The following is a 26,151-nucleotide window of genomic DNA, read 5'->3' on the forward strand; positions in this document are numbered from 1 at the left end:
TGATTCAGCCCTCTGTGACTGCCCCCGCCTCCCACCAATCCGTATACCTGCGCGACCTGCGCCTGGCCACAGCCCACGCGCTGGTTACCCACGCTGGCGGGGCGGTCCATTTGCCCACGGATTCGCCGACGCGATACCTGCAGGCGCTGATCGACGAACTGTGTTCGCTGTCGCTGCGCGACCCGCTCACGGGACTGGCCAACCGCCGCCATTTCCGCACCATTGCCGAGCGCGAGATCGACCGCGTGGCGCGCTCGGGCGAAGCGGCGCTGATGCTGATGCTGGACATCGACCATTTCAAGCAGATCAACGACCAGCACGGCCATATCGTCGGCGACCGGGTTCTGCAGTCGGTGGCCCGAACCCTGACCAGTTGCGTGCGCCCCATGGACACGCTGGCCCGCTACGGAGGCGAGGAGTTCGCCATCGTGCTGCCGGCCTGCCCTGCGACGTTCGGCCTGTCCGTGGCCGAGCGCATACGCAGCGCCATCGAGCGCATGCCGGTGGTCATCTCACCCACGTTGACACTGCAGATCACCATCAGCATCGGCGGCGCCTATGCGCTGCAGTGGATACGCAGCACCACGACCTTGTGGACCGAGCGTGCCGACAAACAGTTGTACCTGGCCAAGTCTGCCGGCCGCAACCGCGTGCACATTGAAGAACAACCAGACAGTACGGTAAGCGCGGAGGAAAAAAGCCTGCTTTTCGGACCTTTGTATGCCCCCTCCCCGTTTGACAATGGGCTGAATCCAGATATTGCAACCGATGTGGACCCCGAAGATGGACTCCGCTGATAGCCCGGTGGTAAGCGACAACGCCATTCCCCACCCCTCCCTGCCCGCTGCCGTTTCGATGAGCGATGCCGTGCGCGCCAAGCCGCGCGGACACATCATCGCCGTGACCAGCGGCAAGGGCGGCGTGGGCAAGACCTTCGTTTCGGCCAACCTGGCCGCAGCGCTGACACGCCATGGCCTCAAGGTCCTGGTGCTCGATGCCGACCTGGGCCTGGCCAACCTGGACGTGGTGCTCAACCTCTACCCCAAGGTCACGCTGCACGATGTGTTCACCGGCCGTTCCACGCTGGAGGAAGCCATCCTGCCCGCCCCCGGCGGCTACTCGGTGCTGCTGGCCGGCTCGGGGATGATCGAGTACTCGCGGCTCACGCCCGAGATCCGCCAGCAGTTCACGCACACCATCGAGACGCTGGCTCCTCGCTACGACATCGTGCTGCTGGACACGGGCGCGGGCATCTCCGACGTGGTGCTGTTCTCGGTGTCCATGGCCACCGAAGTGCTGGTCATCGCCACGCCCGAGCCCACCTCGCTGACCGATGCCTATGCGGCCATCAAGGTGCTGGCCATCCAGCAAAAGCGCCAGCAGATCCGCCTGGCCATCAACCAGGCCGCGCGTCCCGGCGATGGCCGCGCCATCACGGGTCAGCTCCAGCAGGTGCTCAACCGCTTTGTCAGCACGGCCTCCGGCGAGCCATTGCGGCTCACGCACCTGGGCGACATTCCCTCCGACCCGGCCGTGCGCGAGGCCGTGATGCGACGCCAGTTGCTGCTGCAATCCATGCCCGGTGCACCGGCTTCGCTGGCCGTGGCCCAGCTGGCCAATAAAATCAAGGCCCTGCTGGTGTCGGGCGGCTGATCGGGCCGCCCCTCGCCGGCGACCCGATCCAACCTGCGGCCCTTGCCGCCCCCCGCCTGCCTGCCTGTGCCCGATATCCTCAATATTTCCTGCTACAAGTTCACGCCGCTGCCCGACGCAGCGGCGCTGCGCGACACCCTGGCCGAACGCGCCCAGGCCCTTGCGCTCAAGGGCACCATCCTGCTGGCCGAGGAAGGCATCAACTTCTTCCTGGCAGGCCCCGCCCAGGCGGTGCACAGCTTCGTCGATCAGTTGCGCAGCGATGAGCGCTTTGCCGACCTGGCCCCCAAGGAAAGCTGGTCCGACACCGTGCCTTTCCGCAAGATGCTGGTCAAGGTCAAGCGCGAGATCATCCGCATGGACCACCCCACCATCCGCCCGGCAGAGGGCCGCGCGCCTTCTGTCAGCCCCGCCACGCTGCGCCGCTGGCTGCAGCAGGGCCACGATGACGAGGGCCGCGAGGTGGTGACGCTGGATACGCGCAACGACTTCGAGGTCGATGCCGGCGCCTTCAAGGGCACCATCGACTGGCGCATCACCAAGTTCACCGAATTCCCGCCCGCGCTGCGCGCCCACAAGGCCGAACTGGCCGGCAAGACCGTGGTCAGCTACTGCACGGGCGGCATACGCTGCGAGAAGGCCGCCATCCTGATGCAGGACGAAGGCCTGGACCATGTCTATCAGCTCGAGGGCGGCATCCTCAAGTACTTCGAGGAGACCGACGGCGCCTTCTATGACGGCGGCTGCTTCGTCTTCGACGAGCGCCGCGCCGTGGGTGCGGACCTGTCGGCCGCACCCCAGCTGGAGCATCCGCAGGCCCAGGAGACTCCGTCTGCATAGGCCGATCCCCCAGCCCTGACCTGAAGCCAGGGGCATGCACGCCACGCTTGCGGCGTGCACCACCAATGCGGCCGTACCGGCTGCAGCATCGGCTGCCGTTCAACCCAGAGCACGCACCGAGTTGCTGAGCGAGCGGGCGCAGGCCAGCAGCCCTGGGCCCAGGCGGGCCTGCGCCTCCTCCACCGTCCATCGGCTGGTCGGCGCGACGATGTGCACGGCGGCCACGGGACGGCCATGGCTGCCGATGACGGGCGCGCCCAGCGTCATGTCGCCCAGAAAGAGTTCCTCCCGGTTGACGGCATAGCCGCGCTGACGCGCCTGGGCCAGCTCATCGAGGATGGCGGCCTCGTCCGTGATGGTGAAACGTGTGTGCGCGGTTCGCTCGCTCTGGCGCAGCAGGGCCAGGGCTTCTTCATCGGGCAGTGCGCTCAGCCAGGCACGCCCCGAGGCAGTGCAGTACATGGGGATGCGGCTTCCAATGGGCATGTGCACCGGCACAAACTGGGCGCTGATGAAGCGTGCCACGTAGACCATCTCCAGCCCGTCGGGCTCGGTCAGGCAGGTGGTCTCGGTCGTGATCTTGGTCAGTTCCGAAAGATACGGATTGGCCAGGTCGATCACCGGGTTGGCCGCCAGGTAGTTGTAGCCCACGCGCATGACGCGCGGCGCGAGCTGGTAGCGCCGGGTTTGCGGATGCTTGCGGACGTAGCCCAGTTGCTCCAGCGTGAACACCATGCGTTGCGCCGAGCTTTTGTTGATGCCCGCAGCGGCGGCCACATCGGCCAGCGTCATGCTCCGGTGCTGCGCGCTGAAGGCGCAGAGCACGGCCAGGCCCTTCTCCAGCGACTGGTTGAACAGGGGGTTGGTGTCGTCATCCATCGGTGACGAAGCGGGTTGAGACGGTGCTTGCATGGCGGCAAGTATAGGCATCCACATCAAAAGAATCGCATATCGATTTCTTTGAATTACTTAGTGGTTTTCTCTTATTTCTTGAAGATTCATCCACATTGATCATTGGCACGGTTCCGAGAATTCTCCGCTGCAGGCGAGGGGCAGCCCCCAAGGTGACCTGTCCCTGCTCTTTCCTTCCGTCGTTCACGCCAAGGAGTCAGGCAATGCCAGGTTTTGTCCACCGCGTCCTCCACCTCGCCTTGGGCCTGTGTGCCGCCGGCGCCGTCGCGCTGGCTGCGGCGCAAGGCGGCAGCGCCCCGGCCAGCTACAACGTGGGCGCCACGCCCACAGGCATTCCGTTCACTTTTCTGGACGTCAAGAGCAACAGCATCCAGGGCATGATGGTCGACACCATGCAGGCCGTGGCCAAGGCCGGAGGCTTCCAGGCCCATGTGCAGCAGACCAGCTTTGCGGCGCTGATCCCCTCGCTCACATCCAGCAAGATCGACATCATCTCGGCGGCCATGCTCAAGACCGCCGCACGCCAGCAGGTGGTCGATTTCAGCGATGCGGTCTACTCCTACGGCGAGGGCCTGATCGTCAAGGCCGACGATGCCAAGGCTTATGTGTCACTGGACGATCTCAAGGGCGAGGTCGTCGGTGCCCAGGTGGGCACGGTGTTCTACGACCTGCTGCAGAAAAAGGGCATCTTCAGGGAAGTGCGCAGCTACGACTCGGTAGCCGACATGACGCGCGACCTGGCGCTTGGCCGCATCAAGGCAGGGCTGGGTGACCAGCCCATCATTGCCTACCAGATACGCCAGCACAGCTTCCAGGGCGTGAAGCTGGCCGAAAGCTACAAGCCCTCCAACGTGGGGGATGTGTGCCTGGTGGTGCGCAAGGGTGACACCGAAACCCTGGCCCGCCTGAACAAGGCCATCGCAACCATCAAGGCAGACGGCACCCTGGCCCAGATCGTCAAGAAGTGGGGCATCTGAGGACATCGGACGCCCGTCGGATCGCCTCGCGCATCAGCCCCCTTTGCCGCGCAATGCACGGCAATGACACCTTCGAGGAAAGTACGCCATGCAAGCATTTGTGCAGCACGCGCGAGAGTTCCTGCCCATCCTGCTGCAAGGAGCGGTGGTCACGGTGCAGGTCACCGCGCTGTCGTTCCTGTTGTCCAGCGCGATCGGACTGGTGCTGGCGCTGGGCAAGCTCTCACCCGTGCGCGCCGTCTCGTGGGCCGCGTCGACCGTGGTCAATGTGATACGGGGCCTGCCCATCATCGTGCAGCTGTTCTACATCTACTTCGTGCTGCCCGAGGTCGGCATCCAGCTCACCGCCTTCCAGGCCGGGGTGATCGGCCTGGGCATTGCCTATTCGGCCTATCAGGCAGAAAACTTCCGCGCCGGCATCGAGGCGGTGGACCCAGGCCAGCGGGAAGCCGCATTGGCCATGGGCATGCGACCGGCCCTGCTCATGCGCCGCGTGGTGCTGCCGCAGGCATTCCGCATAGCGCTGCCGCCCTACGGCAACACCCTGGTGATGATGCTCAAGGACTCGTCCCTGGTCTCCACCATCACCGTGGCCGAGATGACGCGCCAGGGCCAGCTGATCGCAGCGTCCACCTTCCAGAACATGACGGTCTACACCCTGGTCGCCCTGCTCTACCTGGCCATGAGCCTGCCGCTGGTATGGGGGCTCAGGCGTCTGGAGAAGCGCTTTGGAGCGGGAAGGAAGTCGCCATGATCGAGATCGATCACCTGGAAAAGGCCTACGGCGAGCATCGCGTGCTGCGGGGCGTCAACCTGCGCGTGGCACGTGGAGAAGTGGTGTGTCTGATCGGCCCTTCGGGATCAGGCAAGTCCACGGTGCTGCGCTGCATCAACGGCCTGGAGTCGTACCAGGGCGGCGAGGTGCGCGCCTTCGGTGAGCGCGTGGACACACGCGCGCCGTCCATCCACGCGCTGCGCAGCCGCATGGGCATGGTCTTCCAGCGCTTCAACCTCTTCCCGCACCGCACCGTGGTGCAGAACGTGATGGAAGGCCCCATCCATGTGAAGGGCCAGGCGCCCGGCCAGGCCCATGCCGAGGCATTGGAGCTGCTGCGCAAGGTAGGTCTGGCAGACAAGGCACAGGCTTGGCCCGCACAGCTTTCGGGCGGGCAGCAGCAGCGGGTGGCCATTGCCCGCGCCCTGGCCATGAAGCCAGAGGCCATGCTGTTCGACGAACCCACTTCGGCCCTGGACCCCGAGCTGGTAGGCGACGTGCTGGGCGTGATGCGCCAGCTGGCCGAAGAAGGCATGACGATGATCGTGGTCACGCACGAGATAGCCTTTGCTCGCGAGGTGGCCGACCGCGTGTGCTTTCTGCACGGCGGCACCATCGTGGAGGAAGGCCCTTCGGCCCAGGTGCTGGGCGCACCGCGCCATGCACGCACGCAGGACTTCCTGCGGCGCGTGCTGCACCAGCACTGTGCGCCATCAGAAGGTGCGGCATGACGATGGCAGCTACCGCCTCCATCGCATCGTCTTCGTCGGTACGCCCCGTGCTGTCGCACCCGTCAGCGCCATCGCTGTGGGCGGCCACTGCACCCGCCGCACCGCCCACGCCACCGCTGGCAGCAGCGCTGACCACCACCGACGTGCTGGTGATCGGCGCGGGATATACCGGCCTGTCGGCAGCACTGCACCTGGCCGAAAGCGGCGCCAGCGTGTGCGTGGTTGACGCCCATGCTCCCGGCTGGGGCGCGTCGGGCCGCAACGGCGGCCAGGTGAACCCCACCCTCAAGTACGACCCCGACGAACTGCAGCGCATCCACGGCGCCGCTCGTGGCGAGCGGCTGATCGACGCCGTCTCCCGCTCGGCCGACCTTGTGTACGGGTTGATCGAACGCCACGGCATCGACTGTGCGCCCGTGCGCGCCGGCTGGCTGCAGGTCGGATACACCCAGCAGGCGGTGGACGGCATGCATGCGCGCGCCCGGCAGTGGGAGCGGCGCGGCGTGCGCGTGGAACTGCTGGACCGCACTGCCACGGCAGCACGCACCGGCACGCCCGCGTTTGCCGGCGGCTGGCTGGATGGCCGCGCCGGCGCCATACAACCCCTGGCCTACGTGCGCGGACTGGTGCGCTCCGCACAGACCCTGGGCGCGCAGGTCCACAGCGGATCGCCCGTGCTGGCACTGGAGCGACAGGGCACGGACCATTGGGCCGCCACCACGGCCCAGGGTCAACGCGTACAGGCCAGGCAGGTGCTGCTGGCCACCAACGGCTATACCGATGGCCTGTGGCCTGGCCTGGCGCGCACGGTACTGGCAGCCAACAGCTTCATCGTGGCCACGCAGCCCCTGGGCAAGGCGGGCGCGCACATCCTGCCCGGGGGCGAGACAGGCTCGACCTCGCAGCGCCTGCTGCTGTACTTTCGCAAGGACGCACAAGGCCGTCTGCTCATGGGCGGGCGCGGCCATTTTGCGGACCCGCAGGGTGCAGGCGACTATGCCCACCTGGAACGCGCCGTGGCGCTGATGTTCCCCGGACTGGGCCCCCTCCAATACGAGTACCGCTGGGCAGGGCGCATCGCCGTCACACGCGACTTCATGCCCCACCTGCACCAGCCTGCCCCCGGCATCACCATGGCCCTGGGCTACAACGGCCGCGGCATTGCCATGGCTACCCTGCTGGGGCGGGAGGCGGCCGTGCTGATGGCCGGCGGAAATGCGCCGGCATGCCCCTTTCCGGTAACGCCGGTTCAGCCGATACCGCTGCATGGGTTGCAACGGTTGTACATAGCGGCAGGGGTAGCTTGGTACAGCCTGCTGGACCGGCTGGGTGCGTGAGGTTCAGTGGAGCCGGCCGATCAAGCCGCGCCGGCCTGGCGCACCAGCCGCAGCGCCTGCTGCGCCACGCGCTCGCCGAACAGGCGCGCGGTCTCCAGGTCGCCCGGCAGCATCTCGGCGGCCGAGGCATCCGAGGCCGATTGCGCCATGGCGCCGCTGAAGGCGCCTATCCAGTTGAGGTCGTTGCGCTGCGCGGCGCGCGCGTTGGACGGCAGCATGCCGCTGCCCACCCACAGCCCGCCGTGCTGCATGGCCAGCTGGAACAGATAGTCCAGCGTGGTCTGCTTGTTGCCGTTGACGCTGGCACTGTTGGTGAAGCCGGCGAACAGCTTGTCCTTCCAGGCCTGCACGAACCACGGCTTGGACGAGGCATCGGCAAAGCGCTTGAACTGCCAGCTGGGCCCGCCCATGTAGGTGGGCGAGCCGAAGATGATGGCATCTGCCGCCGCCAGCAGCTCCCAGCCGCCGGCAGGCAGCTGGCCGTCGCTGTCTATGGCCAGCATGCGCGCACCCGCGCCATCGGCCACGGCCTGGGCCATGCGCTGGGTGTGCCCGTAACCCGAGTGGTAGACCACCACGATATCTGCCATACAAGAAATCCTCGGGCGCCGGCCACGGCTCCAGGCCGGCAGGCGCCACATTCATCGATCATCCACGCCAAAAGGCCCCACAGCGCTGCTGCGGGGCCCACTCAGGCCGGTAGCCTAACAAAAATAAAGGAGCTGGCGGCAGTGCGCGGGCCACTCAATGGCGCCGTGCATCCACACTCCAGCCACCGGCGCCATGGGCGGCAAAGCCCAGCAGACCGCCCGTGACGGCGATGTTCTTCCAGAACAGCAGCTGCTGCATCATGGCCGCGTCAGCCGGCACGCTCCAGTAGGCATGGAAGAAGAAGCTGGCCACCAGCGTGAAGAAGGCCAGCGCCAGGGCCGCCCAGCGCGTGCACCAGCCCAGCAGCAGGGCCAGCCCGCCGACGATCTCCACCACCAGGGCCACGGCCACGCCGATCTGCGGCATGGGCATGCCCACCGAGGCCGCATAGCCCACCGTGCCGGCGAAGCCTCCGATTTTCTGAAAGCCCGCAGGCACGAACATCAGCGCGATCAGGATGCGGCCGGCCAGCGCCAGCGGGTTGCTCAGACGGTTCAGCATGATGGTTACTCCTCGTGAATGCTCAGGCTTGCAGATCGAACACCAGGACCTCGGACTGTTCCCCGTCGTGCAGGCGCAGTCGCGGTTCATTCTCCACAAGGGCCGCATCGCCCGTTGTCAGCCGTTGCCCATTGACGCTCAGCGCGCCGCGCACCAGGTGCACATAGGTTTTGCGGCCGGGGGGCAGCTCCATTTCGGCGTGCTCATCGCCGTCGAACAGGCCGGCATAGAGCCGGGCATCGGCATGGACGGTGACCGAGCCATCCGCGCCATCGGGCGAGGCCACCAGGCGCAGGCGGCCGCGCTTTTCCTCGTCGGCAAAGGCTTTCTGCGCATAGCCGGGCGCAATGCCCGTCTCGCTGGGCAGCAGCCAGATCTGCAGGAAATGCGTGGTCTGGCCCGGTGCGTGGTTGTGCTCGCTGTGCACCACGCCCAAGCCGGCGCTCATGCGCTGCACCTCTCCCGGCGAGATGGTCTGCTCATTGCCCATGCTGTCCTTGTGCGAGAGCCGGCCTTCGAGCACGTAGCTGATGATCTCCATGTCCTTGTGGCCATGGGCGCCAAAGCCCGTGCCCGGGGCGATATGGTCTTCATTGATCACGCGCAGGTTGCCAAAGCCCATGTGGCGCGGATCGTGATAGCCCGCAAACGAGAAGCTGTGGTGCGAGCGCAGCCAGCCGTGGTCGGCATGGCCGCGTTCGCGGGATTTGCGCAGGGCGATCATGTGTATGTCCCTTTCAACTGGTCAGATCTTCAAAACTCTTGCGTCGGTGGCTCCACTGTAGAAGCCGCTGTAGCAGGCCAGGCACAGCGGGATTGATGGCATCATTCAAAGCTTTTGAATCCATAACGCCCCATGCCCAGCCCCCGCGACGTGCTCACTCCCGACAGCCTGGCCATGCTCCAGGCCATTGCCGAGGCCGGCAGCTTTGCCGCCGCCGCACGCCAGCTGGGCCTGGTGCCAAGTGCCCTGACCTACCGCGTGCGCCAGATCGAGGATGCGCTGGACGTGCTGCTGTTCGACCGCCGCTCGCGCCACGCCCAGCCCACCGAGGCCGGCCGGGAACTGCTGCGCGAAGGCACCCGGCTGCTGCATGAGATCGACACCGTGGCCCACCGCGTGCGCCGTGTGGCCACGGGCTGGGAGCCGCATCTGACCATCGTGGTGGACGGCGCCGTGGCGCGCACGCCCATGCTGGAACTGGTCGAGGCCTTCTACGCCATGCAGCCGCCCACGCGGCTGAAGCTGCGCGACGGCATCCTCACCGGCACGCTGGAGACGCTGACCTCGGGCCGCGCCGACCTGGCCATCGGCGTGGCCGTCAACTCCAGCAACGTGGCGGGCCTGCAGGCCTGCGAACTGGGCGAGCTGGACTTCGTCTTTGCCGTGGCGCCCCACCATCCGCTGGCCACGGCGCCCGAGCCCATCACCGACGCGACGCTGCTGCAGCACCGCATCATCGCCGTGGCCGATTCAGGCCTGCGCGACAGCGCCAGCATGGGCCTGCTCAGCGGCCAGGACATCTTCACCGTGGACTCCATGCAGGCCAAGATCGAGGCCCAGGTGCGCGGCATAGGCTGCGGCTTCCTGCCCCATTTCATGGCCGACGTCTATGTGCAGGCCGGCCTGCTGGTAACGCGCCAGGTCGCCCGGCCCTCGCGCAATGTGCGCATGCACTACGCATGGTCCTGCCCGCCGCAGCAGGACCCGCCGCGCGCGCTGCAGTGGTGGCTGCAGCAGCTGGAAAGCCCCGCCACGCGCCGCGCTCTCATGGAAAATCATCACCGACATTGAGCTGGCGCACGCCGCCGGGCGGTCTGTGCGGGTGTAGAGTGGTTACAGGTCCCGGCCTGCTCCGCCGCTGCGGCGAAGCAGGCCGGCAAGGACATGCTTCCCGGAATCTGCCACTGCCCGCAAAGGTCTGCTCCATGAACGCTTCCCGCGCCGCCTCCAAGTCCACGGTCAAGAAAAAGGCCACCAAGCCCCCCGAAGCCTCCAAGGCGCGCCCCAAGGCCGGCGCGCGCCGCATCGCCGTGATCGGTGCCGGCATGGCGGGCCTGGCCTGCGCCCGCACGCTGATGCAGGCCGGCCACGATGTCCATGTCTACGAACGGCTGCCCCAGGTGGGCGGGCGCATGCGCTCGGTCAACGCCGCGCATGGCGCCTTCGACATCGGCGCGCAGTATTTCACCGTGCGCGACAAGCGCTTCGAGCTGGCCCTGCAGACCGTGCCCGGCCTGTGCCGCCCCTGGAGCGTGAGCACGCTGCGCGTGCTGGATGCGCAGGGTCGCCAGTCCAGCGCCGCACCCGCACCCACCGAGGCCCATTGGGTGGCCACGCCCGACATGCAGGCCCTGCCCATGGCCTGGGCCGCGCCGCTGTGGGACGCCGACCGCCTGCATCTGGGCCAGCGCGTGACCAAGCTCGAACGCCAGCCCGGCTCGCGCGGCTGGAGCCTGCATGTGGAGACGACCGAGCCGACCACGCAGATCCGCACGGGATTCGATGAAGTGATACTCGCCCTGCCCGCGCCCCAGGCGCGCCAGCTGCTGCAGACCACGCCCCTGGCCCTGTCGCTGGTGCAGGGCATGGCGGCCGTGGAGATGGCACCCTGCTGGGCGCTGACGCTGTCCTATCCCATGGCCACCGAGGCCGGCCTGTCCACCCTGGGCCCACAGTGGAATGCAGCCCGTACCACCCATGAGCGTGCAGTCTGGGTGGCGCGCGAATCGTCCAAGCCGGGACGCTCCCAGAGCGAGCGATGGACCGTGCTGGCCAGCCCCCAATGGTCCCAGGAGCACCGCTCCGACGACGCGCCCCGCGTGCTGGCCAAGATGCAGAAGGCCTTTGGCGAGATCACGCGCATCCGCATCCCCCCCCGCCATGCCAGCGTCTATCTCTGGCCCCATGCCCAGACCCTGTCGCCGCTGGGCAGCAGCCATTTGCGCAACAAGGACGCCGGCCTGGGCCTGTGCGGCGACTGGTGCATTGGCCGCCGTGTCGAGGATGCCTTTGTCTCGGGGCTGGAGCTGGCGCTGGCCATGGTTGCGGACTGAGCCGAGGCAGTGTCCGGCTCCCAGGTCATGGCAAGGGGCGGCGCGAGGCTTTAACATCCGGCCCCGATGATTTGCGCCGTCCCTCAGTCCCCCGATCCCGGCATTGCCACCGCGGCCTCCCCCTATGTGGGCCGCTTTGCGCCCTCGCCCACGGGCCTGCTGCACGCAGGCTCCCTGGTGGCAGCGCTGGCCAGCTGGCTGGATGCCCGGGCCCACGGCGGGCGCTGGCTGGTGCGCATCGAGGACATAGATCCCCCGCGCTGCCAGCCCGGTGCCGACATGGCCATCCTGGGCCAGCTCGCCGCCTGCGGCCTGCTGCCCGACGAGGAGCCGGTCTGGCAATCCCGCCGCGGCGCCCTCTACGAGGCCGCTGTGGAGCAGCTCAAGGCCAGCGGCCTGGCCTATCCCTGCGGCTGCACGCGCAAGGACATCGAGGCCGCCTGGGACCGCCTGGGCTGGATCCATGAACGCCATGTGGAGCGCCCCTACCCCGGCATCTGCCGCGACGGCCTGCATGGCAAGAGCCCCCGCGCCTGGCGCTTTGCGCTGGACCACTTTGCCGGCCACCACCCCGTGCTGCGCTGGCAGGACCGCCGCATGGGCGCCCAGCAACAGGACGTGATCCACAGCGTCGGCGACTTCGTGCTGCGCCGGGCCGATGGCCTGTGGGCCTATCAGCTGGCCGTGGTCGTCGATGACGGCCTGCAGGGCGTCACCCATGTGGTGCGCGGCGCCGACCTCGCCGACAATACGCCCCGCCAGATGCTGCTGCAGCGCGCCCTGGGCCTGCCCGCCCCGCAGTACCTGCATACGCCGCTGGTGCTCATGCCTGACGGCGAGAAACTTTCCAAGCAGCACGGCGCCCCCGCCCTGGACCTGAGCGTCCCCCTGGCCACGCTTCGCACCGCCGCCACCCACCTGGGCCTGCCCCAGCCTTCTCCACAGACCGCATTGGGCGAAGCGCTGCAGTTCTGGGTACGGAGCTGGCGCCATACATACAATTGAGCCCGTGAACCCAATTCCTTCCTCCCACGCCGAGCAGTCCATGGACGGCGACATCCCGAACACCATGCCCGCTGCCTCCGGCACGCCGCATGATTGCCCTTCACCCTCCACGCCTGCGGCCGCGCGTACCGGCCAGCCGCCCGAGGGCGTGGCCCATCCTAAGACCATCAAGAGCTATGTGCGCCGCGCCGGCCGCACCACGACCGGCCAGGCCAAGGCCTTCGAGGAACTGGGCCCGCGCTTCGTGCTCAACTACCAGGCCGCGCCGCTGGACGCAGCAGCCACCTATGGCCGCCAGGGCCGGCTGATCCTGGAGATCGGCTTCGGCATGGGCGAGGCCACGGCACACATTGCGCGCGTGCGCCCCGACGACAACTTCCTTTGCTGCGAGGTGCACGAGCCTGGCGTGGGCGCCCTGCTCAAGCGCATTGGAGAGCAGGACATCACCAACATCCGCATCCTGCAGCACGACGCCGTCGAAGTCATAGACAACATGCTGCCCGAGGCCAGCCTCGACGGCGTGCACATCTTCTTTCCCGATCCCTGGCACAAGAAGAAGCACAACAAGCGCCGCCTGATCCAGGAGCCGCTGGTGGCCAAGCTGGCACGCCGGCTGCGCCCCGGTGGCTACATCCACTGCGCCACCGACTGGGAACCCTACGCAGTGCAGATGCTGGAAGTGCTGGGCGCCGAGCCCCTGCTGGCCAACACGGCACAAGGCTATGCCGCCAAGCCCGACTACCGGCCGCTGACCAAGTTCGAGAACCGCGGCATCCGCCTGGGCCACGGCGTATGGGATCTGGTGTTTGAGCGCCGCTGAGCCGGTCGCGCCCTCCTCCAAGACAAGGCCTCGCATGCAGCCATTGCTACAGAATCTGGTCGAGATGACGGCCCACCGGGACCATCTGCGATTGGAAATCTCGGTGCTGTCCACCTTGTTCAAGCTCAACGGCGTGGTGCAGGTGCGGGCGCTGGAGCTGTTCGCCATGCCTGACGGCAGGCACTGCGTGCGTGCGCGCACCTGGAGCCAGGGCGATGAGGTCATGTCCACCGATGCCGAGGCCCTGTACGACCCGCAGAGCGTGGAGCTGTCCTCCATGCCCTCGCTGCAGCAGGCCCTGCAGCAGCGCGCCCTGGTCGCCTCGGCCGTGCAGCCCGATGGCCGCCATGTGCTGTGGCTGCCGCTGTGGCGCCAGGAGACGGCCTACCACTGCCTGGAGATTGCCCAGTCCACGGCCTTCTCGCCCAGCCGGCTGGATGTGATCCAGGGCATCTTCGGCGTCTATCACAACTACCAGAGCCTGCTGGACTACAGCGAGCGCGATGCGCTGACCGGCCTGCTCAACCGCAAGACCTTCGACGAGCAGTTCCTGCGCCTGTCTCTGCAGGAGCCGCCGGCAGCCATGCCTGGCGTGGCCACGCAAGATGTTCCGGGCCAGTGGCTGGCCGCCATCGACATCGACCATTTCAAGCGCATCAACGACCGCTTCGGCCATCTGTATGGCGACGAGGTGCTGATCCTGGTGGCCAACATCCTGCGCAGCTGCTTCGATGCCAAGGACCGCGTATTCCGCTTCGGCGGAGAGGAGTTCGTGGTGCTGCTGCGCTCGGTCAGCCTGGCCAATGCGCGCAAGGCGCTGGAGCGCCTGCGCCACGATGTGGAGAGCTACGAGTTTCCCCAGGTCGGCCGCATCACCGTGAGCGCGGGATTTGCCGCCATGGGCACCGGCGCGCCCGTGGAGGTTCTGGGGCATGCCGACCAGGCGCTTTACCACGCCAAGGAACATGGCCGCAACCAGACCTGGTACTACGGCGACCTGATCACCCAGGGATTGCTGGCACCCCAGGTGAACAGCAACGACATCGAACTGTTCTGAGCCCGACCTGAGGCCAAGCCGGTCAGGCCGGGTAGGCCACGCGCACGCAGTCGCGCCCGGCGTGCTTAGCCTCGTAGAGCATGGCATCGGCACGCTGCAGCAGTTGCTGCACGCCCTCGCCGCCACGCAATTGGGCCACGCCAAAGCTGGCCGTCAGCATCAGATCCAGCCCGTGGACATGCACGGGCGTGGTGCGCACGGTCTCGCGCAGTTGACCGGCCAGTGCCCCGGCCCGGGCCGCAGCGACACCTGGGATCACGATCAGGAACTCCTCCCCGCCGTAGCGCGCCATCCAGTGCGCCGACGAATCCAGCTCCAGCGCACGCTGGCAGCGCAGCGCCACCTCGCGCAGCGCGGCGTCGCCAGCGGCATGGCCGTGCCTGTCGTTCACCCGCTTGAAGTGGTCCACGTCCACGAACATCACGCTCAGCGCCGCGCCCCGGTCCCGGCTCTGGACGACCTCGGTCGCCAGGCGCTCGTCCATGGCGCGCCGGTTGAGGCAGCCGGTCAGCGCGTCGGTCAGCGACATGCGCTTGACCTCTTCCACCAGCTCCTGCAGTTGCCCGGTGCGCTGGGCCACCAGCAGGTCCAGATGCTCGATGTGGCCGCGCAGGTCATGCTGCAGCTGGGCAAAGCCCTGCACCACCAGATCGATCTCGTCGTGCTGGCCGCGCCAGGTCCGCTCCAGCACCAGTGGCCGCGACAGCTCGTTGGGCTTGAGGCTGGCCGCAAAGCCTGCAATCTGCTGCAGCGGCTGGCGAAGTTCGCGGCGCATCACCCAGGCCACCATCAGGCAGACCAGGGCCGTGAACAGCGCATAGCCCAGCAGCACACGCAGCGTGGAGTCGCGCAGCACCTCCAGGTAGTGGCCCCGGTTTTCCCAGACCTGCAACTCACCCAGCGGCAGGCTGGACTGGCTGTGCCTGGGCGCCGCAATGGCCATGGACACGGCGGGAGCCTGGCCATCCCTGGGCTCGCCGGCCTCGTACATCTCGCCCGTGGAGGTGACGCGCAGCTGCACATGGCCGACCAGGGGCAACCGGCCCAGCCACTGCACCTGCTCGTGCACCAGGGCAGGCTCTATATCCCACAGCGCGGCCGACAGCGAGATCATGCTGTTGGTCACCACCGTCTCCATGGAACGGCGAAACTCCTGCTGCCCCTTGCGGTACTCCCACCAGGCGTGGGCACCGCCGAACACCAGCATGCAGGCCACGGCCAGCAGCATGATGCGCACAATCAGCAAGGAGGCGATCGAACGGAAGCGGGGCATGGAAGGCGCTCAGCGCAGCAGGTGCTTCAACTCGAATCCGTAGCGCCGCAGCCGGGGATTGAGGTGCTTGCTGTAGCTGCGAAAGTCCAGCGGAGCCAGGGGCGCGCTGATCCTGTGCTCGTAGCGGTCGATCTGGGACTTGTCCAGCAAGGCGAACATGGGCCGCACCTGCTCCAGCCCTTCGGTGGCGAAATCGCTGCCGTGCGCATGGTCGTACAGCATGACCAGGGCCCAGGCGCCCGTGAGGAAATGGCCGCCCGCCAATGCGCTCAGCTCGCCCGTGCGCAGCGCCGTCATGGCGGCGGCCGATGAATTGATGGCACTGAAGAAGGCATCGTGCCCGGGCGCTCCCCCGCGCGCGCGCCAGGCCTGCATGGCGCCAAAGGCCATCTCGTCGTTGCCGGCCCACACCAGGCGCACTTCGGGATAGCGCTGGAACAGCACGGCCGCCTGCTGCTCGGCGCGTTCGCGGCGCCATTCGCCAAAGACTTCCTGCTGCAGCACCACGTCGCCGGCCTCGGCCGCTGCGCGGCGCATGCCGGCATTGCGCTCCACCGACGAGGGCGTGGAGCGGTCGCCGGCAATGGCCACCATGTGCAGCCGGCCATCGGCCGCACGCGCGTGGCCCGACGCCCGCGCGGCGGCGAACAAGGCCTTGGCCGTGAGGTAGCCGGCCTCTTCGGCGCCCGGCTCCAGGCTGCCCAGCCAGTGGCGATAGCGCTCCCGCGCCACGCCGGTCTGGCCGCGCAATGTCTCGGGCACGCCACTGAAGGCCATGAAGCTGTCTATGCCTGCCGCCTCCAGCGTGCGCAGGATTTCGGGCGCCACGCTGTAGTCGTTGGTGAACATCACGTAGCGGGGCCGCTGCGCCTTGGGCAGGGCCGCGATCTGCCGCGCGATCTCGATGGGGCGCAGGTGGTCGCGCTGCGCATAGCGCACCTGCAGCTGCATGCCCAGGCTGCTGGCCGCGTCCTGCATGGCCTCGCTGACCGTGGTCCAGTAGCGCTCGTCGGACCGGCCGGGGTTGATGAAGACCACGCTTTGCGCGGCGGCAGCGGCCGATTGCGCCACCACGCCCATCACGCACGCCATGCGCAGCGCCCACGGCAAGACGCCCCGGTGGAGGAATCCACCGGGGCGTCCCGAAGCGGGAGCAGCAGCAATCATCTGCCGCGCAGCTGGATCAGGCGCGCTCTGCCACCCAGGCCTGCACGGCGGCCAGCGCGGCCGGCAGGCCCGCTGCATCCGTGCCACCGGCCATGGCCATGTCGGGCTTGCCGCCGCCCTTGCCGCCGACCTGGCTGGCCACGAAGTTCACCAGCTCGCCAGCCTTGATGCGCGAGGTCTCGGCCTTGGTCACGCCGGCAGCCAGCTGCACCTTGTCGCCATCGACCGCCGCCAGCACGATGGCGGCGGCGCCCAGCTTGTCCTTGAGCTTGTCCATGGTCTCGCGCAGGGTCTTGGCATCGGCGCCTTCCAGCCTGGCGGCCAGCACCTTGATGCCCTTGACGTCGACGGCCTGACCGGCCAGTTCGTCGCCCTGGCTGGAAGCGAGCTTGCCCTTGAGCGCAGCCACTTCCTTCTCCAGCGCACGGATCTGCTCCAGCGCGCCGCCGATGCGGGTGTTCAGCTCGGCCGTCGGCGCCTTCAGCGCAGCGGCCGCCTGGTCCACCGTGGATTCCAGCGATTGCAGGTAGGCCAGCGCGTTCTCGCCGGTCACCGCCTCGATGCGGCGCACGCCAGCGGCCACGCCGCCTTCGCCCACCACCTTGAACAGGCCGATGTCGCCCGTGCGCTGCACGTGGGTGCCGCCGCACAGCTCGCGGCTGGTGCCGATGTCCAGCACGCGCACGGAGTCGCCGTACTTCTCGCCGAACAGCATCATGGCGCCCGTGGCCTTGGCCGATTCGATGTCCATCACCCGCGCGTCGGTGGGCGTGTTGGCCAGGATCTCGGCGTTCACGCGGCGCTCGATCTCGCGGATCTCGGCAGCGGTCACGGCCTGGTTGTGGGCAAAGTCGAAGCGCGTGCGCTCGTCGTTGACCAGCGAGCCCTTTTGCTGCACGTGGTCGCCCAGCACTTCGCGCAGGGCCTTGTGCATGATGTGCGTGACCGAGTGGTTGCGCATGGTGGCGGCACGCAGCTGCGTGTCCACCTCGGCCTGCACGGCATCGCCCACCTTCAGGCTGCCGGACTCCAGCACGCCATGGTGGCCGAACACATCGGCCTTGATCTTGAGCGTGTCCTCGACCGCGAAGCGCGCGCCTGCGGTGCTGATCACGCCCTGGTCGCCCACCTGGCCGCCGGACTCGGCGTAGAAGGGTGTGGTGTCGAGCACGACCACGCCGCTCTGGCCGGCCTTGAGTTCCTGCACGGCGCTGCCTTCGGCATACAGTGCCACCACCTTGGCGGCCTCGGCCAGCTTCTGGTAGCCGGTGAAGGCATTGGCCTGGCCCGTGTACTCGAGGGCGCGGTCCATCTTGAACTTGCCAGCCGCGCGGGCCTTGTTCTTCTGTTCTTCCATGGCGGCCTGAAAGCCTGCCTCGTCCACGCCCAGGCCGCGCTCGCGGCAGACGTCGTTGGTCAGGTCCAGCGGGAAGCCGTAGGTGTCGTGCAGCTTGAAGGCCACGTCGCCGGGCAGCACCTTGGCGCCACCGGCCAGCGCCGCATCCAGGATTTCCATGCCGTTGGCCAGGGTCTCGAAGAAGCGTTCTTCCTCGACCTTGAGCACTTCGGTGATGCGCGCTTCCTGCTCGCGGATCTTGGGATAGGCGTCGCCCATCACGGCCACGAGGTCCTTGACCAGCTTGTGGAAGAACGGCGTCTTCTGGCCCAGCTTGTAGCCGTGGCGGATGGCGCGGCGCACGATGCGGCGCTGCACGTAGCCGCGGCCTTCGTTGGACGGGATCACGCCGTCGGCCACCAGGAAGGAGGTGGCGCGGATGTGGTCGGCAATGACCTTGAGCGACGGGGTCTCGAGGTCGGCAATGTGCGTCTCGCGCGCAGCCGCCTTGATCAGTGCCTGGAACAGGTCGATCTCGTAGTTGCTGTGCACATGCTGCAGGATGGCGGCCAGGCGCTCCAGGCCCATGCCGGTATCCACGCAGGGGGCGGGCAGCGGCTTGACGTTGCCCTGTTCGTCCATGTCGAACTGCATGAACACGTTGTTCCAGATCTCGATGAAGCGGTCGCCGTCTTCGTCAGGGCTGCCCGGAGGGCCGCCGGCCACGTGCGCGCCGTGGTCGTAGAAGATTTCCGAGCAGGGGCCGCAGGGGCCGGTGTCGGCCATCATCCAGAAGTTGTCGCTCTTGTAGCGGCCGCCCTTGTTGTCGCCGATGCGGATCACGCGCTCGGGCGGCAGGCCGATTTCCTTGGTCCAGATGTCGTAGGCCTCGTCGTCCTCGGCGTAGACCGTGGCCAGCAGGCGCTCCTTGGGCAGCTTGTAGACCTCGGTCAGCAGTTCCCAGGCCCACTTGAGCGACTCGCGCTTGAAGTAGTCGCCAAAGGACCAGTTGCCCAGCATCTCGAAGAAGGTGTGGTGGCGGGCGGTGTAGCCCACGTTTTCCAGGTCGTTGTGCTTGCCGCCTGCGCGCAGGCAGGTCTGCACCGAGGTGGCACGCGTGTAGGGGCGCTTGTCGGTACCCAGGAACACGTCCTTGAACTGGACCATGCCCGAGTTGGTGAACATCAGCGTCGGGTCGTTGCCGGGCACCAGGGGGCTCGACTCCACGATGGTGTGGCCCTTGGATGCGAAAAAGTCCAGAAAGCTCTTGCGAATGTCGGCAACGGTGAAAGTGGGTGTGCTCATGGTGTCTAGGAGTTCGGAGCGCGCACGCGGGGCGCTGTCCCTGGCGGGAGGGTGTCCCGTCGGGACCAACGCGCATTATAGGTTTGCCCCATCGTCGCGGCAGCGAGCCCTGCCCGTCCCTCCATCGCGCACCTGGCCGAAGAAGGCCTCTCCTCCCATCTGCCCGCCCTTAAGCACGATCTCCAGCCCGTCACTGGCCGGATCGCTGACATGCGCGCGCAACAGCGGAGCGCGACTGGCCGGACCTCGGCGCCTGCAGCTGTGGGTGGCGCCCCATCCGGGCCGCAGGGCCGACATTCTTGCGCTGGAGAAATGGCTGGTGCAGGAGATGGGGGAGATGGCTAGCACAGGCGATCTCGCCGTTCCCTGATCCCGCTCAGACTGCGCGCGATGGGCGCCCTGGATAATCGCCAGCCGGAACCACAGCAAGCACACCATGGCGCAACCACCGACACCCGAGCCTCATTCCGCCAAACCGGCCCAACCAGGCAAAAGCCGCATCGTGCCCTGGCTCATCGGCCTGCCCGTGGCCTTCTTCGCTGTGCTCATGCTGGCTGGCCAGTTGCTGTCCACGCCCGAAGGCGAGGCGCGCTGGGTGGAGCGCGAAACCATCAAGATCTGCCGCAAGGAAACCGCGCGGCCAGAGGCCGAGCGCAAGACGCAGCAGTTTGAATCGGTGCAGGACTGCGACAGGCTCGAATTCGACTTCAAGCAGCGCTACGGTGAAAACCCCTGAGGCGGAGCCGCAACGGAAAATGCCCCCACGCTCCCCTGCTTCGCAAGGTCCGCTGCCCCCAGGGGGCCAGCTTTTTGCCTTGGGGCGGCCCGGCGACAAAAAAGGCCGGCAGAGCCGGCCTTTGGCTTGCGAGGGCCCGTTCAGTCGCGCGTCTCGATGGCCCGGTTGATGCCCAGCGCCGCCAGCGTGCACAGCGCGCCCGACAGCAGATAGATGCCCAGCGCCACCAGTCCGAAGCGCGAGGACACGCCCAGCGCCACCAGCGGGGCAAAGGCCGCGCCGACCAGCCAGGCCATGTCCGAGGACAGGGCCGCGCCCGTATAGCGATAGCGCGAGGGGAAGTTGGCCGTCACCGTGCCTGCCGCCTGCCCGTAGGACAGGCCCAGCAGGATGAAGCCGACGATGATGAACACGTTGTTGCCCGTGGTGCCGCTGCCCAGCAGCCAGGGAGCCACAAAGCTGAAGATGCCGATCAGGCAGGCCATGGTGCCCAGCGTGTTGCGCCGCCCCACCCGGTCGGCCAGCCAGCCCGAAACCATGATGGCGCCGGCCGCACAGAAGGCGCCAACGATCTGCACGCCCAGCACATGGTTCACCGACTGGTCCGAATACAGCGAGATCCAGGACAGCGGGAAGATGGTCACCAGGTGGAAGAGCGCAAAGCTGGCAAGGGCTGCAAAGGCGCCGATGACCACGTTGCGGCCCTCGTCGCGCATCAGCGGCACCACGCCCATGGGCTCCAGCTCGCGCTGCGCCAGCAGCTCGGTGTAGGACTGGCCCACCACCAGGCGCAACCGGGCAAACAGTGCCACCACGTTGATGGCAAAGGCCACGCAGAAGGGATAGCGCCAGCCCCAGCTGAGGAACTCGTCGGCATCCACATGGGCATAGATGAAGGCAAACAGGCCTGCCGCCAGCACAAAGCCCAGCGGCGCACCCAGCTGCCCGATCATCGAATACCAGCCGCGCCGGTTCTGGGGCGCCGACATGGCCAGCAGCGACGGCAGGCCGTCCCAGGAGCCGCCCAGTGCAATGCCCTGGCCGACGCGCAGCAGCGCCAGCACGATGATGGCGTTCACGCCCGCCTGCTGGTAGCTGGGCAGGAAGGCCATGCCCACCGTACACACGCCCAGCAGGAAGAGCGCCAGCGTCAGCTTGGTCGCCCGGCCCCAGCGCCGCTGCACGGCCATGGACAGCGCCGTGCCCAACGGCCGCGCCACGAAGGCCAGCGCGAAGATGCCGAACGACATCAACGTGCCGTCAAGCTTGGAAAGATAGGGGAACAGCAGTGCCGGGAAGACCAGCACGCAGGCGATGCCGAACACGAAGAAGTCGAAGTACTCCGAGGATCGCCCCAGGATCACGCCGACGGCGATCTCGTTGGGCGTGACATCTTCGTGGGTGTCGGCGCGGGACAGAGATTCCTTGCTTTCGTAGCTTCCGTTGGGGAAGCTTGCAGTTGTGTCGAGGCCGCTCATAGATGGATGCTCCTTGTCTCGTCTCACTGACAGCTCCGTTCTACGCCCTCGCTTGATCTGGCGCAAGGCGGTTTCACCTCGACCGGACTTGGTGTTTTTCCTGCTGCGCGCGGCCGAAAAATGCGGCCTCCGGATCGCCGGGACCTCGCTGCCTGCCCCGCCAGGTAGCAGAAAGTTCCCGGCTTCTCCTTGACGTTGGACAAAATGTCCAATGGACAAATTTATACTTCGTAATACATTTGCCCGGATCTTGTAATCCGCGTTTCTATGTAAACGCGCTCTTGTTGCGCCCCTAGCATGCTAAAAATCAAGGAACTCCGTGGGCCTGCGTGGCTCACCGCGGCCGCTTTGACAGCCAGTCTCACTGGCTGCAGCAAAGCCGTCGTGCTCAACCCGGCCGGCGATATCGCCGCGCAGCAAGGCAACCTGGTGGTCACGGCCACCTTGCTGATGCTGATCATCATCATCCCGGTGATCATCCTCACGCTGCTGTTCGCCTGGAAATACCGCCAGTCGAACACCGAGGCCCACTACGACCCCGAATGGCACCACTCCACCACGCTGGAGCTGGTGATCTGGTCCGTGCCGCTGATGATCATCATCGCGCTGGGCGCCATCACCTGGATCAGCACCCACAAGCTCGACCCCTACCGCCCGCTGGACCGCGTCTCGGCCTCCAAGCCCTTGAGCACCGATGTCAAGCCGCTGGAAGTGCAGGTCGTGGCCATGGACTGGAAGTGGCTGTTCTTCATCCCTGAAAAGGGCATCGCCACCGTCAACGAGCTGGCCGCTCCCGTGGATCGTCCCATCCACTTCAAGCTGACCGCCACCTCGACGATGAACGCCTTCTACGTGCCTGACCTGGCCGGCATGATCTATGCCATGCCCGGCATGCAGACCGAGCTGAACGCAGTGATCAACAAGACCGGTGTGTTCCACGGCCTGGCATCGCACTACAGCGGCGCCGGCTTCTCGGGCATGACGTTCAAGTTCCACGGCCTCAGCGACGAGGAATTCGAGCAGTGGGTTGCCAAGGCCAAGTCCGAAGGCAAGGCCCTGAACCGCGACACCTACCTGAATCTGGTCAAGCCCAGCGAGCGCAACCCGGTCGAGCGCTTCGCCACCGTGGACGAAGGCCTGTACGACAAGGTGCTCAACCGCTGCGTCGAGGAAGGCAAGATGTGCATGCACCACATGATGGCCATCGATGCCGCAGGCGGTGAAGCCTATCTCAAGGCCGTGGGCATGAACCTGCCCCAGGATGTGTGCACGGTGCAAAACGCCGACCGCGTCGTGGCCTTCCTGGACCAGCGCGACGGCTCGGCCGCCAGCGCACAGCAATAAGCAGATAGCGGAAGCGGACGACGGCCAGCCCGCCGCCCGTTCCAAAACGACCTAAGAGACTCGATATGTCTGAACATACCTCCCCGGCACAGGCCCACTGGCTGCTGGGACGCATCACCTGGGACTCCATCCCGATGGCGCATGAGCCCATCGTGCTGGTGACCTTCATCGCCGTGGTGCTCGGCGGCCTCGGCGTGCTGGGCCTTCTCACCAAGTTCCGCCTGTGGGGCCCGCTGTGGCGCGACTGGCTGTGCAGCATCGACCACAAGAAGATCGGCATCATGTACATGATCCTCGGTCTGGTCATGCTGCTGCGCGGCTTCGCAGATGCGCTGATGATGCGCCTGCAGCAGGCCATGGCCTTCGGCGACAACCTGGGCTACCTGCCTCCGCACCACTACGACCAGATCTTCACGGCCCACGGCGTGATCATGATCTTCTTCGTGGCCATGCCCTTCGTGACCGGCCTGATGAACTACCTGGTGCCGCTGCAGATCGGCGCCCGCGACGTGTCCTTCCCGTTCCTGAACAACTTCAGCTTCTGGATGACCACGGGCGGCGCCGTGCTGGTGATGATCTCGCTGTTCCTGGGCGAGTTCTCCACCTCCGGCTGGCTGGCCCTGTCCAACCTGGGGGCGCAGAACCCGGGGGTGGGGCTTGACTACTACATCTGGGGATTGCAGGTGGCCGGTGTCGGCACCACGCTGTCGGGCATCAACCTGATCGTGACCATCATCAAGATGCGCGCACCCGGCATGAACCTGATGAAGATGCCCGTCTTCACCTGGACTGCCCTGTGCACCAACGCGCTGATCGTGGCCTCGTTCCCCATCCTGACCGCAGCCCTGGTGCTGATGTCGCTGGACCGCTACGTCGGCACGAACTTCTTCACGAACGACCTGGGCGGCAACCCCATGCTGTACGTGAACCTGATCTGGATCTGGGGCCACCCCGAGGTCTACATCCTGATCCTGCCGTGCTTCGGCATCTTCTCCGAGATCGTCTCGACCTTCAGCCGCAAGCGCCTGTTCGGCTACACCTCCATGGTGTACGCGACGGTGTGTATCACCATCCTGTCCTACCTGGTGTGGCTGCACCACTTCTTCACCATGGGCTCGGGCGCCAGCGTGAACACGTTCTTCGGCATCACGACGATGATCATTTCGATCCCGACGGGCGCCAAGATCTTCAACTGGCTGTTCACCATGTACCGCGGCCGCATCCGCTTCACCGTGCCGATGCTGTGGACCGTGGGCTTCATGTGCACCTTCGCCATCGGCGGCATGACCGGCGTGCTGCTGGCCGTTCCCCCGGCCGACTTCGTGCTGCACAACAGCCTGTTCCTGATCGCCCACTTCCACAACGTGATCATCGGCGGCGTGGTGTTCGGCGTGTTCGCCGGCATCAACTTCTGGTTCCCCAAGGCCTTCGGCTACAAGCTCGATGAGTTCTGGGGCAAGTGCTCCTTCTGGTTCTGGCTGGTCGGCTTCTGGGTGGCCTTCACGCCGCTGTACGTGCTGGGCCTGATGGGTGTGACGCGCCGCGCCAACCACTTCGAGGACCCCTCGCTGCAGATCTGGTTCATCATCGCCGCCTGCGGCGCAGGCCTGGTGGCCCTGGGCATCGGCAGCTTCCTGATGCAGCTCGTGGTCAGCTACTTCAAGCGCGACCAGCTGCGTGACGAAACCGGCGATCCATGGGAAGGCCGCACGCTGGAGTGGGCCACATCCTCGCCCCCGCCCCAGTACAACTTCGCCTTCACGCCCGTGGTGCATGAGATCGATGCCTGGTGGGATATGAAGAAGCACGGCTACCAGCGTCCGCTGACCGGCTTCAAGCCCGTGCACATGCCCGCCAACACCGGCGCCGGTGTCGTGATCGCTGCGCTGTCCACGGTCTTCGGCTTCGCGATGATCTGGCACATGTGGCCCCTGGCCATCGTGTCCTTCGCCGCCACCGTGCTGGCGTCGATCATCCACACGTTCAACTACAAGCGCGACTACTACATCCCCGCCGCGGAAGTCGCGGCCACGGAAGAACTGCGCACACAACAGCTGGCACGTCATGTCTGATATCCGTTACACCGCAGGCGGCGCTGCCGCCCTGGCCCCGCGTGAGTACCACCTCGCCGAGGAGCCCCACCCCGAAAACGGCACCGCTCTGGGCTTCTGGCTCTACCTGATGAGCGACTGCCTGATCTTTGCAGCGCTGTTCGCCACCTATGGCGTGCTGGGCCGCAACTACGCTGCAGGCCCCACGGGCGCCCAGCTGTTCGACCTGCCCCTGGTGGCGATGAACACGGCCTTCCTGCTGCTGTCGTCCATCACCTTCGGCTTCGCCATGCTGCAAAAGCAGCAGGGCAAGCTGGGCGGCACGCAGATGTGGCTGGCCATCACCGGCCTCTTCGGCCTGTGCTTCCTGGGCCTGGAACTCTATGAGTTCTCCCACCTGCTGCACGAGGGCGCTGGCCCTCAGCGCAGCGCCTTCCTGTCCTCGTTCTTCACGCTGGTGGGCACCCACGGCCTGCACGTGACCTTCGGCCTGATCTGGCTGGTCACGCTGATGATCCAGATCAACAAGCACGGCCTGACGCACGAGAACAACCGCCGCCTGATGTGCCTGTCGATGTTCTGGCACTTCTTGGACGTGGTCTGGATCGGCGTCTTCACTTTTGTTTATCTGATGGGGGTGCTGTAAATGGCTGCACACGACATCCACGCCGGCCACGGTCACCACGACCATCACGGCCATGACGACCACCACCACGATGCCGGCCCGCACAGCACGTTCTCGGGCTACATGTGGGGCTTCGTGCTCTCGATCATCCTGACGGCCATTCCGTTCTGGCTGGTGATGGGCAACATCATCTCGGACCGCTCGACGGCCGTGATGGTGCTCGGCGGCTTCGCCGTGGTGCAGATCCTGGTCCACATGGTCTTCTTCCTGCACATGAACGGCAAGATCGAAGGCGGCTGGACCCTGCTGTCCACCATCTTCACCGTGGTCTTCGTGGCCATCGGCATCGCAGGCACGCTGTGGGTCATGTTCCACATGAACACCAACATGATGCCCCAGCACACCATGCCGGCCGATCCTGCGGCGCAGACGGCACCGGCCGTGGTCACGCCTTGACCGCATCCGGAAACTCCGGGCCCTCCAGCCGCGCATGCGCATCGCGCCGGCGCGGCCCACTCGC

The 26,151-nt window shown here is 66.6% G+C and carries 25 protein-coding genes; 17 read left to right on the plus strand and 8 right to left on the minus strand.

All coding sequences use genetic code 11. The features are described from left to right. Nucleotides 1-14: 14 nt before the first annotated feature. The 3 genes from ACF8ME_RS06490 (at nt 15) to ACF8ME_RS06500 (ending at nt 2,493) form a co-directional block, all read left to right on the plus strand. Nucleotides 15-797, plus strand: a complete 783-nt coding sequence (locus ACF8ME_RS06490) for a GGDEF domain-containing protein (RefSeq protein WP_017403908.1) — start codon at nt 15-17, stop codon at nt 795-797. After that, on the plus strand, nt 784-1,653 hold the full coding sequence (locus ACF8ME_RS06495; RefSeq protein WP_016447162.1) for a MinD/ParA family protein: 870 nt from the start codon (nt 784-786) through the stop codon (nt 1,651-1,653). Before ACF8ME_RS06490 ends, ACF8ME_RS06495 begins: the two co-directional genes overlap by 14 nt. A gap of 66 nt (nt 1,654-1,719) precedes the next feature. Beyond that, on the plus strand, nt 1,720-2,493 hold the full coding sequence (locus ACF8ME_RS06500; protein ID WP_047216997.1) for a sulfurtransferase: 774 nt from the start codon (nt 1,720-1,722) through the stop codon (nt 2,491-2,493). 99 nt (nt 2,494-2,592) lie between these two features. Here the strand turns inward: ACF8ME_RS06500 and ACF8ME_RS06505 are convergent, their stop codons facing one another. Then, nucleotides 2,593-3,372 (minus strand): IclR family transcriptional regulator, encoded by a 780-nt coding sequence (locus tag ACF8ME_RS06505; RefSeq protein ID WP_016447164.1) that lies wholly within the window; start codon nt 3,370-3,372, stop codon nt 2,593-2,595. Between the two features lie 236 nt (nt 3,373-3,608). Between ACF8ME_RS06505 and ACF8ME_RS06510 the strand changes: the two genes are divergently transcribed. The 4 genes from ACF8ME_RS06510 to ACF8ME_RS06525 all read left to right on the plus strand — a co-directional run bounded on the left by ACF8ME_RS06510 (nt 3,609) and on the right by ACF8ME_RS06525 (nt 7,225). Next, complete coding sequence (locus ACF8ME_RS06510; protein WP_016451665.1) at nt 3,609-4,382, plus strand: ABC transporter substrate-binding protein; 774 nt, start codon at nt 3,609-3,611, stop codon at nt 4,380-4,382. Between the two features lie 88 nt (nt 4,383-4,470). Then, nucleotides 4,471-5,136 carry an ectoine/hydroxyectoine ABC transporter permease subunit EhuD gene (gene ehuD, locus ACF8ME_RS06515; RefSeq protein ID WP_016451664.1) on the plus strand — a complete coding sequence of 222 codons (666 nt, stop codon included), beginning with the start codon at nt 4,471-4,473 and terminating at the stop codon, nt 5,134-5,136. Continuing rightward, nucleotides 5,133-5,888 carry an amino acid ABC transporter ATP-binding protein gene (locus ACF8ME_RS06520; RefSeq protein WP_392415757.1) on the plus strand — a complete coding sequence of 252 codons (756 nt, stop codon included), beginning with the start codon at nt 5,133-5,135 and terminating at the stop codon, nt 5,886-5,888. Before ehuD ends, ACF8ME_RS06520 begins: the two co-directional genes overlap by 4 nt. Before the next feature lie 2 nt (nt 5,889-5,890). After that, nucleotides 5,891-7,225, plus strand: a complete 1,335-nt coding sequence (locus ACF8ME_RS06525; protein WP_392415871.1) for an NAD(P)/FAD-dependent oxidoreductase — start codon at nt 5,891-5,893, stop codon at nt 7,223-7,225. Between the two features lie 20 nt (nt 7,226-7,245). On the opposite strand, the gene ACF8ME_RS06530 is transcribed toward ACF8ME_RS06525, so the two are convergent. From ACF8ME_RS06530 to ACF8ME_RS06540, 3 genes are all read right to left on the minus strand, one after another. Further along, nucleotides 7,246-7,815, minus strand: a complete 570-nt coding sequence (locus ACF8ME_RS06530; RefSeq protein WP_046239827.1) for a flavodoxin family protein — start codon at nt 7,813-7,815, stop codon at nt 7,246-7,248. Between the two features lie 154 nt (nt 7,816-7,969). After that, nucleotides 7,970-8,377, minus strand: coding sequence for a DoxX family protein (locus ACF8ME_RS06535; protein WP_016447170.1), 408 nt, complete (start codon nt 8,375-8,377; stop codon nt 7,970-7,972). Nucleotides 8,378-8,399: 22 nt separating this feature from the next. Further along, nucleotides 8,400-9,101, minus strand: coding sequence for a pirin family protein (locus tag ACF8ME_RS06540; protein WP_392415758.1), 702 nt, complete (start codon nt 9,099-9,101; stop codon nt 8,400-8,402). A gap of 132 nt (nt 9,102-9,233) precedes the next feature. Between ACF8ME_RS06540 and ACF8ME_RS06545 the strand changes: the two genes are divergently transcribed. The 5 genes from ACF8ME_RS06545 (at nt 9,234) to ACF8ME_RS06565 (ending at nt 14,316) form a co-directional block, all read left to right on the plus strand. Continuing rightward, nucleotides 9,234-10,172, plus strand: coding sequence for a LysR family transcriptional regulator (locus tag ACF8ME_RS06545; protein ID WP_016447172.1), 939 nt, complete (start codon nt 9,234-9,236; stop codon nt 10,170-10,172). A gap of 134 nt (nt 10,173-10,306) precedes the next feature. Then, nucleotides 10,307-11,434 (plus strand): NAD(P)/FAD-dependent oxidoreductase, encoded by a 1,128-nt coding sequence (locus tag ACF8ME_RS06550; RefSeq protein WP_154834187.1) that lies wholly within the window; start codon nt 10,307-10,309, stop codon nt 11,432-11,434. A gap of 66 nt (nt 11,435-11,500) precedes the next feature. Next, nucleotides 11,501-12,439, plus strand: a complete 939-nt coding sequence (gene gluQRS, locus ACF8ME_RS06555) for a tRNA glutamyl-Q(34) synthetase GluQRS (protein WP_392415760.1) — start codon at nt 11,501-11,503, stop codon at nt 12,437-12,439. Nucleotides 12,440-12,503: 64 nt separating this feature from the next. Then, complete coding sequence (gene trmB, locus ACF8ME_RS06560; RefSeq protein ID WP_197065211.1) at nt 12,504-13,259, plus strand: tRNA (guanosine(46)-N7)-methyltransferase TrmB; 756 nt, start codon at nt 12,504-12,506, stop codon at nt 13,257-13,259. 34 nt (nt 13,260-13,293) lie between these two features. After that, nucleotides 13,294-14,316, plus strand: coding sequence for a GGDEF domain-containing protein (locus tag ACF8ME_RS06565; protein ID WP_016447176.1), 1,023 nt, complete (start codon nt 13,294-13,296; stop codon nt 14,314-14,316). A 22-nt stretch (nt 14,317-14,338) separates the two neighbouring features. On the opposite strand, the gene ACF8ME_RS06570 is transcribed toward ACF8ME_RS06565, so the two are convergent. From ACF8ME_RS06570 to alaS, 3 genes are all read right to left on the minus strand, one after another. Continuing rightward, on the minus strand, nt 14,339-15,589 hold the full coding sequence (locus tag ACF8ME_RS06570) for a GGDEF domain-containing protein (RefSeq protein ID WP_392415762.1): 1,251 nt from the start codon (nt 15,587-15,589) through the stop codon (nt 14,339-14,341). A gap of 9 nt (nt 15,590-15,598) precedes the next feature. Then, a complete protein-coding gene (locus ACF8ME_RS06575; RefSeq protein ID WP_016447178.1) occupies nt 15,599-16,681 on the minus strand; it encodes an ABC transporter substrate-binding protein in 1,083 nt (360 codons plus the stop codon). Nucleotides 16,682-16,772: 91 nt separating this feature from the next. Then, nucleotides 16,773-19,397, minus strand: a complete 2,625-nt coding sequence (gene alaS, locus ACF8ME_RS06580; RefSeq protein ID WP_392415763.1) for an alanine--tRNA ligase — start codon at nt 19,395-19,397, stop codon at nt 16,773-16,775. A gap of 502 nt (nt 19,398-19,899) precedes the next feature. Between alaS and ACF8ME_RS06585 the strand changes: the two genes are divergently transcribed. After that, a complete protein-coding gene (locus ACF8ME_RS06585) occupies nt 19,900-20,133 on the plus strand; it encodes a hypothetical protein (protein WP_017403895.1) in 234 nt (77 codons plus the stop codon). 140 nt (nt 20,134-20,273) lie between these two features. On the opposite strand, the gene ACF8ME_RS06590 is transcribed toward ACF8ME_RS06585, so the two are convergent. Continuing rightward, nucleotides 20,274-21,611 carry an MFS transporter gene (locus ACF8ME_RS06590; protein ID WP_392415765.1) on the minus strand — a complete coding sequence of 446 codons (1,338 nt, stop codon included), beginning with the start codon at nt 21,609-21,611 and terminating at the stop codon, nt 20,274-20,276. 297 nt (nt 21,612-21,908) lie between these two features. Here ACF8ME_RS06590 and cyoA point away from each other — a divergent pair, with 297 nt between their 5' ends. The 4 genes from cyoA (at nt 21,909) to cyoD (ending at nt 26,087) form a co-directional block, all read left to right on the plus strand. Further along, a complete protein-coding gene (cyoA, locus tag ACF8ME_RS06595) occupies nt 21,909-22,955 on the plus strand; it encodes a ubiquinol oxidase subunit II (RefSeq protein ID WP_016447182.1) in 1,047 nt (348 codons plus the stop codon). 65 nt (nt 22,956-23,020) lie between these two features. Beyond that, the gene (gene cyoB / locus ACF8ME_RS06600) at nt 23,021-25,027 is read left to right on the plus strand and encodes a cytochrome o ubiquinol oxidase subunit I (RefSeq protein WP_016447183.1); all 2,007 of its coding nucleotides are present in this window, start codon (nt 23,021-23,023) and stop codon (nt 25,025-25,027) included. Beyond that, complete coding sequence (cyoC, locus tag ACF8ME_RS06605) at nt 25,020-25,652, plus strand: cytochrome o ubiquinol oxidase subunit III (RefSeq protein ID WP_016447184.1); 633 nt, start codon at nt 25,020-25,022, stop codon at nt 25,650-25,652. The genes cyoB and cyoC overlap by 8 nt, the downstream gene beginning before the upstream one ends. Beyond that, on the plus strand, nt 25,653-26,087 hold the full coding sequence (gene cyoD / locus ACF8ME_RS06610; RefSeq protein ID WP_016447185.1) for a cytochrome o ubiquinol oxidase subunit IV: 435 nt from the start codon (nt 25,653-25,655) through the stop codon (nt 26,085-26,087). The last annotated feature ends 64 nt before the right edge of the window (nt 26,088-26,151 follow it).

Origin of the sequence: Delftia sp. WSY_7 (assembly GCF_043104845.1) — a bacterium.
GTDB lineage: Bacteria > Pseudomonadota > Gammaproteobacteria > Burkholderiales > Burkholderiaceae_C > Comamonas > Comamonas tsuruhatensis.

Coding starts and splice junctions, on each gene's coding strand:
- ACF8ME_RS06590 (WP_392415765.1), bottom strand. CDS start 21,611: ATGAGCGGCCTCGACACAACTGCAAGCTTCCCCAACGGAAGCTACGAA.
- ACF8ME_RS06570 (WP_392415762.1), bottom strand. CDS start 15,589: ATGCCCCGCTTCCGTTCGATCGCCTCCTTGCTGATTGTGCGCATCATG.
- cyoC (WP_016447184.1), top strand. CDS start 25,020: ATGTCTGATATCCGTTACACCGCAGGCGGCGCTGCCGCCCTGGCCCCG.
- trmB (WP_197065211.1), top strand. CDS start 12,504: ATGCCCGCTGCCTCCGGCACGCCGCATGATTGCCCTTCACCCTCCACG.
- ACF8ME_RS06525 (WP_392415871.1), top strand. CDS start 5,891: ATGGCAGCTACCGCCTCCATCGCATCGTCTTCGTCGGTACGCCCCGTG.
- gluQRS (WP_392415760.1), top strand. CDS start 11,501: ATGATTTGCGCCGTCCCTCAGTCCCCCGATCCCGGCATTGCCACCGCG.
- ACF8ME_RS06535 (WP_016447170.1), bottom strand. CDS start 8,377: ATGCTGAACCGTCTGAGCAACCCGCTGGCGCTGGCCGGCCGCATCCTG.
- ACF8ME_RS06495 (WP_016447162.1), top strand. CDS start 784: ATGGACTCCGCTGATAGCCCGGTGGTAAGCGACAACGCCATTCCCCAC.
- ACF8ME_RS06545 (WP_016447172.1), top strand. CDS start 9,234: ATGCCCAGCCCCCGCGACGTGCTCACTCCCGACAGCCTGGCCATGCTC.
- ACF8ME_RS06550 (WP_154834187.1), top strand. CDS start 10,307: ATGAACGCTTCCCGCGCCGCCTCCAAGTCCACGGTCAAGAAAAAGGCC.
- cyoA (WP_016447182.1), top strand. CDS start 21,909: ATGCTAAAAATCAAGGAACTCCGTGGGCCTGCGTGGCTCACCGCGGCC.
- ACF8ME_RS06575 (WP_016447178.1), bottom strand. CDS start 16,681: ATGGCGTGCGTGATGGGCGTGGTGGCGCAATCGGCCGCTGCCGCCGCG.
- ACF8ME_RS06520 (WP_392415757.1), top strand. CDS start 5,133: ATGATCGAGATCGATCACCTGGAAAAGGCCTACGGCGAGCATCGCGTG.
- ehuD (WP_016451664.1), top strand. CDS start 4,471: ATGCAAGCATTTGTGCAGCACGCGCGAGAGTTCCTGCCCATCCTGCTG.
- ACF8ME_RS06510 (WP_016451665.1), top strand. CDS start 3,609: ATGCCAGGTTTTGTCCACCGCGTCCTCCACCTCGCCTTGGGCCTGTGT.
- cyoD (WP_016447185.1), top strand. CDS start 25,653: ATGGCTGCACACGACATCCACGCCGGCCACGGTCACCACGACCATCAC.
- cyoB (WP_016447183.1), top strand. CDS start 23,021: ATGTCTGAACATACCTCCCCGGCACAGGCCCACTGGCTGCTGGGACGC.
- ACF8ME_RS06565 (WP_016447176.1), top strand. CDS start 13,294: ATGCAGCCATTGCTACAGAATCTGGTCGAGATGACGGCCCACCGGGAC.
- alaS (WP_392415763.1), bottom strand. CDS start 19,397: ATGAGCACACCCACTTTCACCGTTGCCGACATTCGCAAGAGCTTTCTG.
- ACF8ME_RS06540 (WP_392415758.1), bottom strand. CDS start 9,101: ATGATCGCCCTGCGCAAATCCCGCGAACGCGGCCATGCCGACCACGGC.
- ACF8ME_RS06530 (WP_046239827.1), bottom strand. CDS start 7,815: ATGGCAGATATCGTGGTGGTCTACCACTCGGGTTACGGGCACACCCAG.
- ACF8ME_RS06505 (WP_016447164.1), bottom strand. CDS start 3,372: ATGGATGACGACACCAACCCCCTGTTCAACCAGTCGCTGGAGAAGGGC.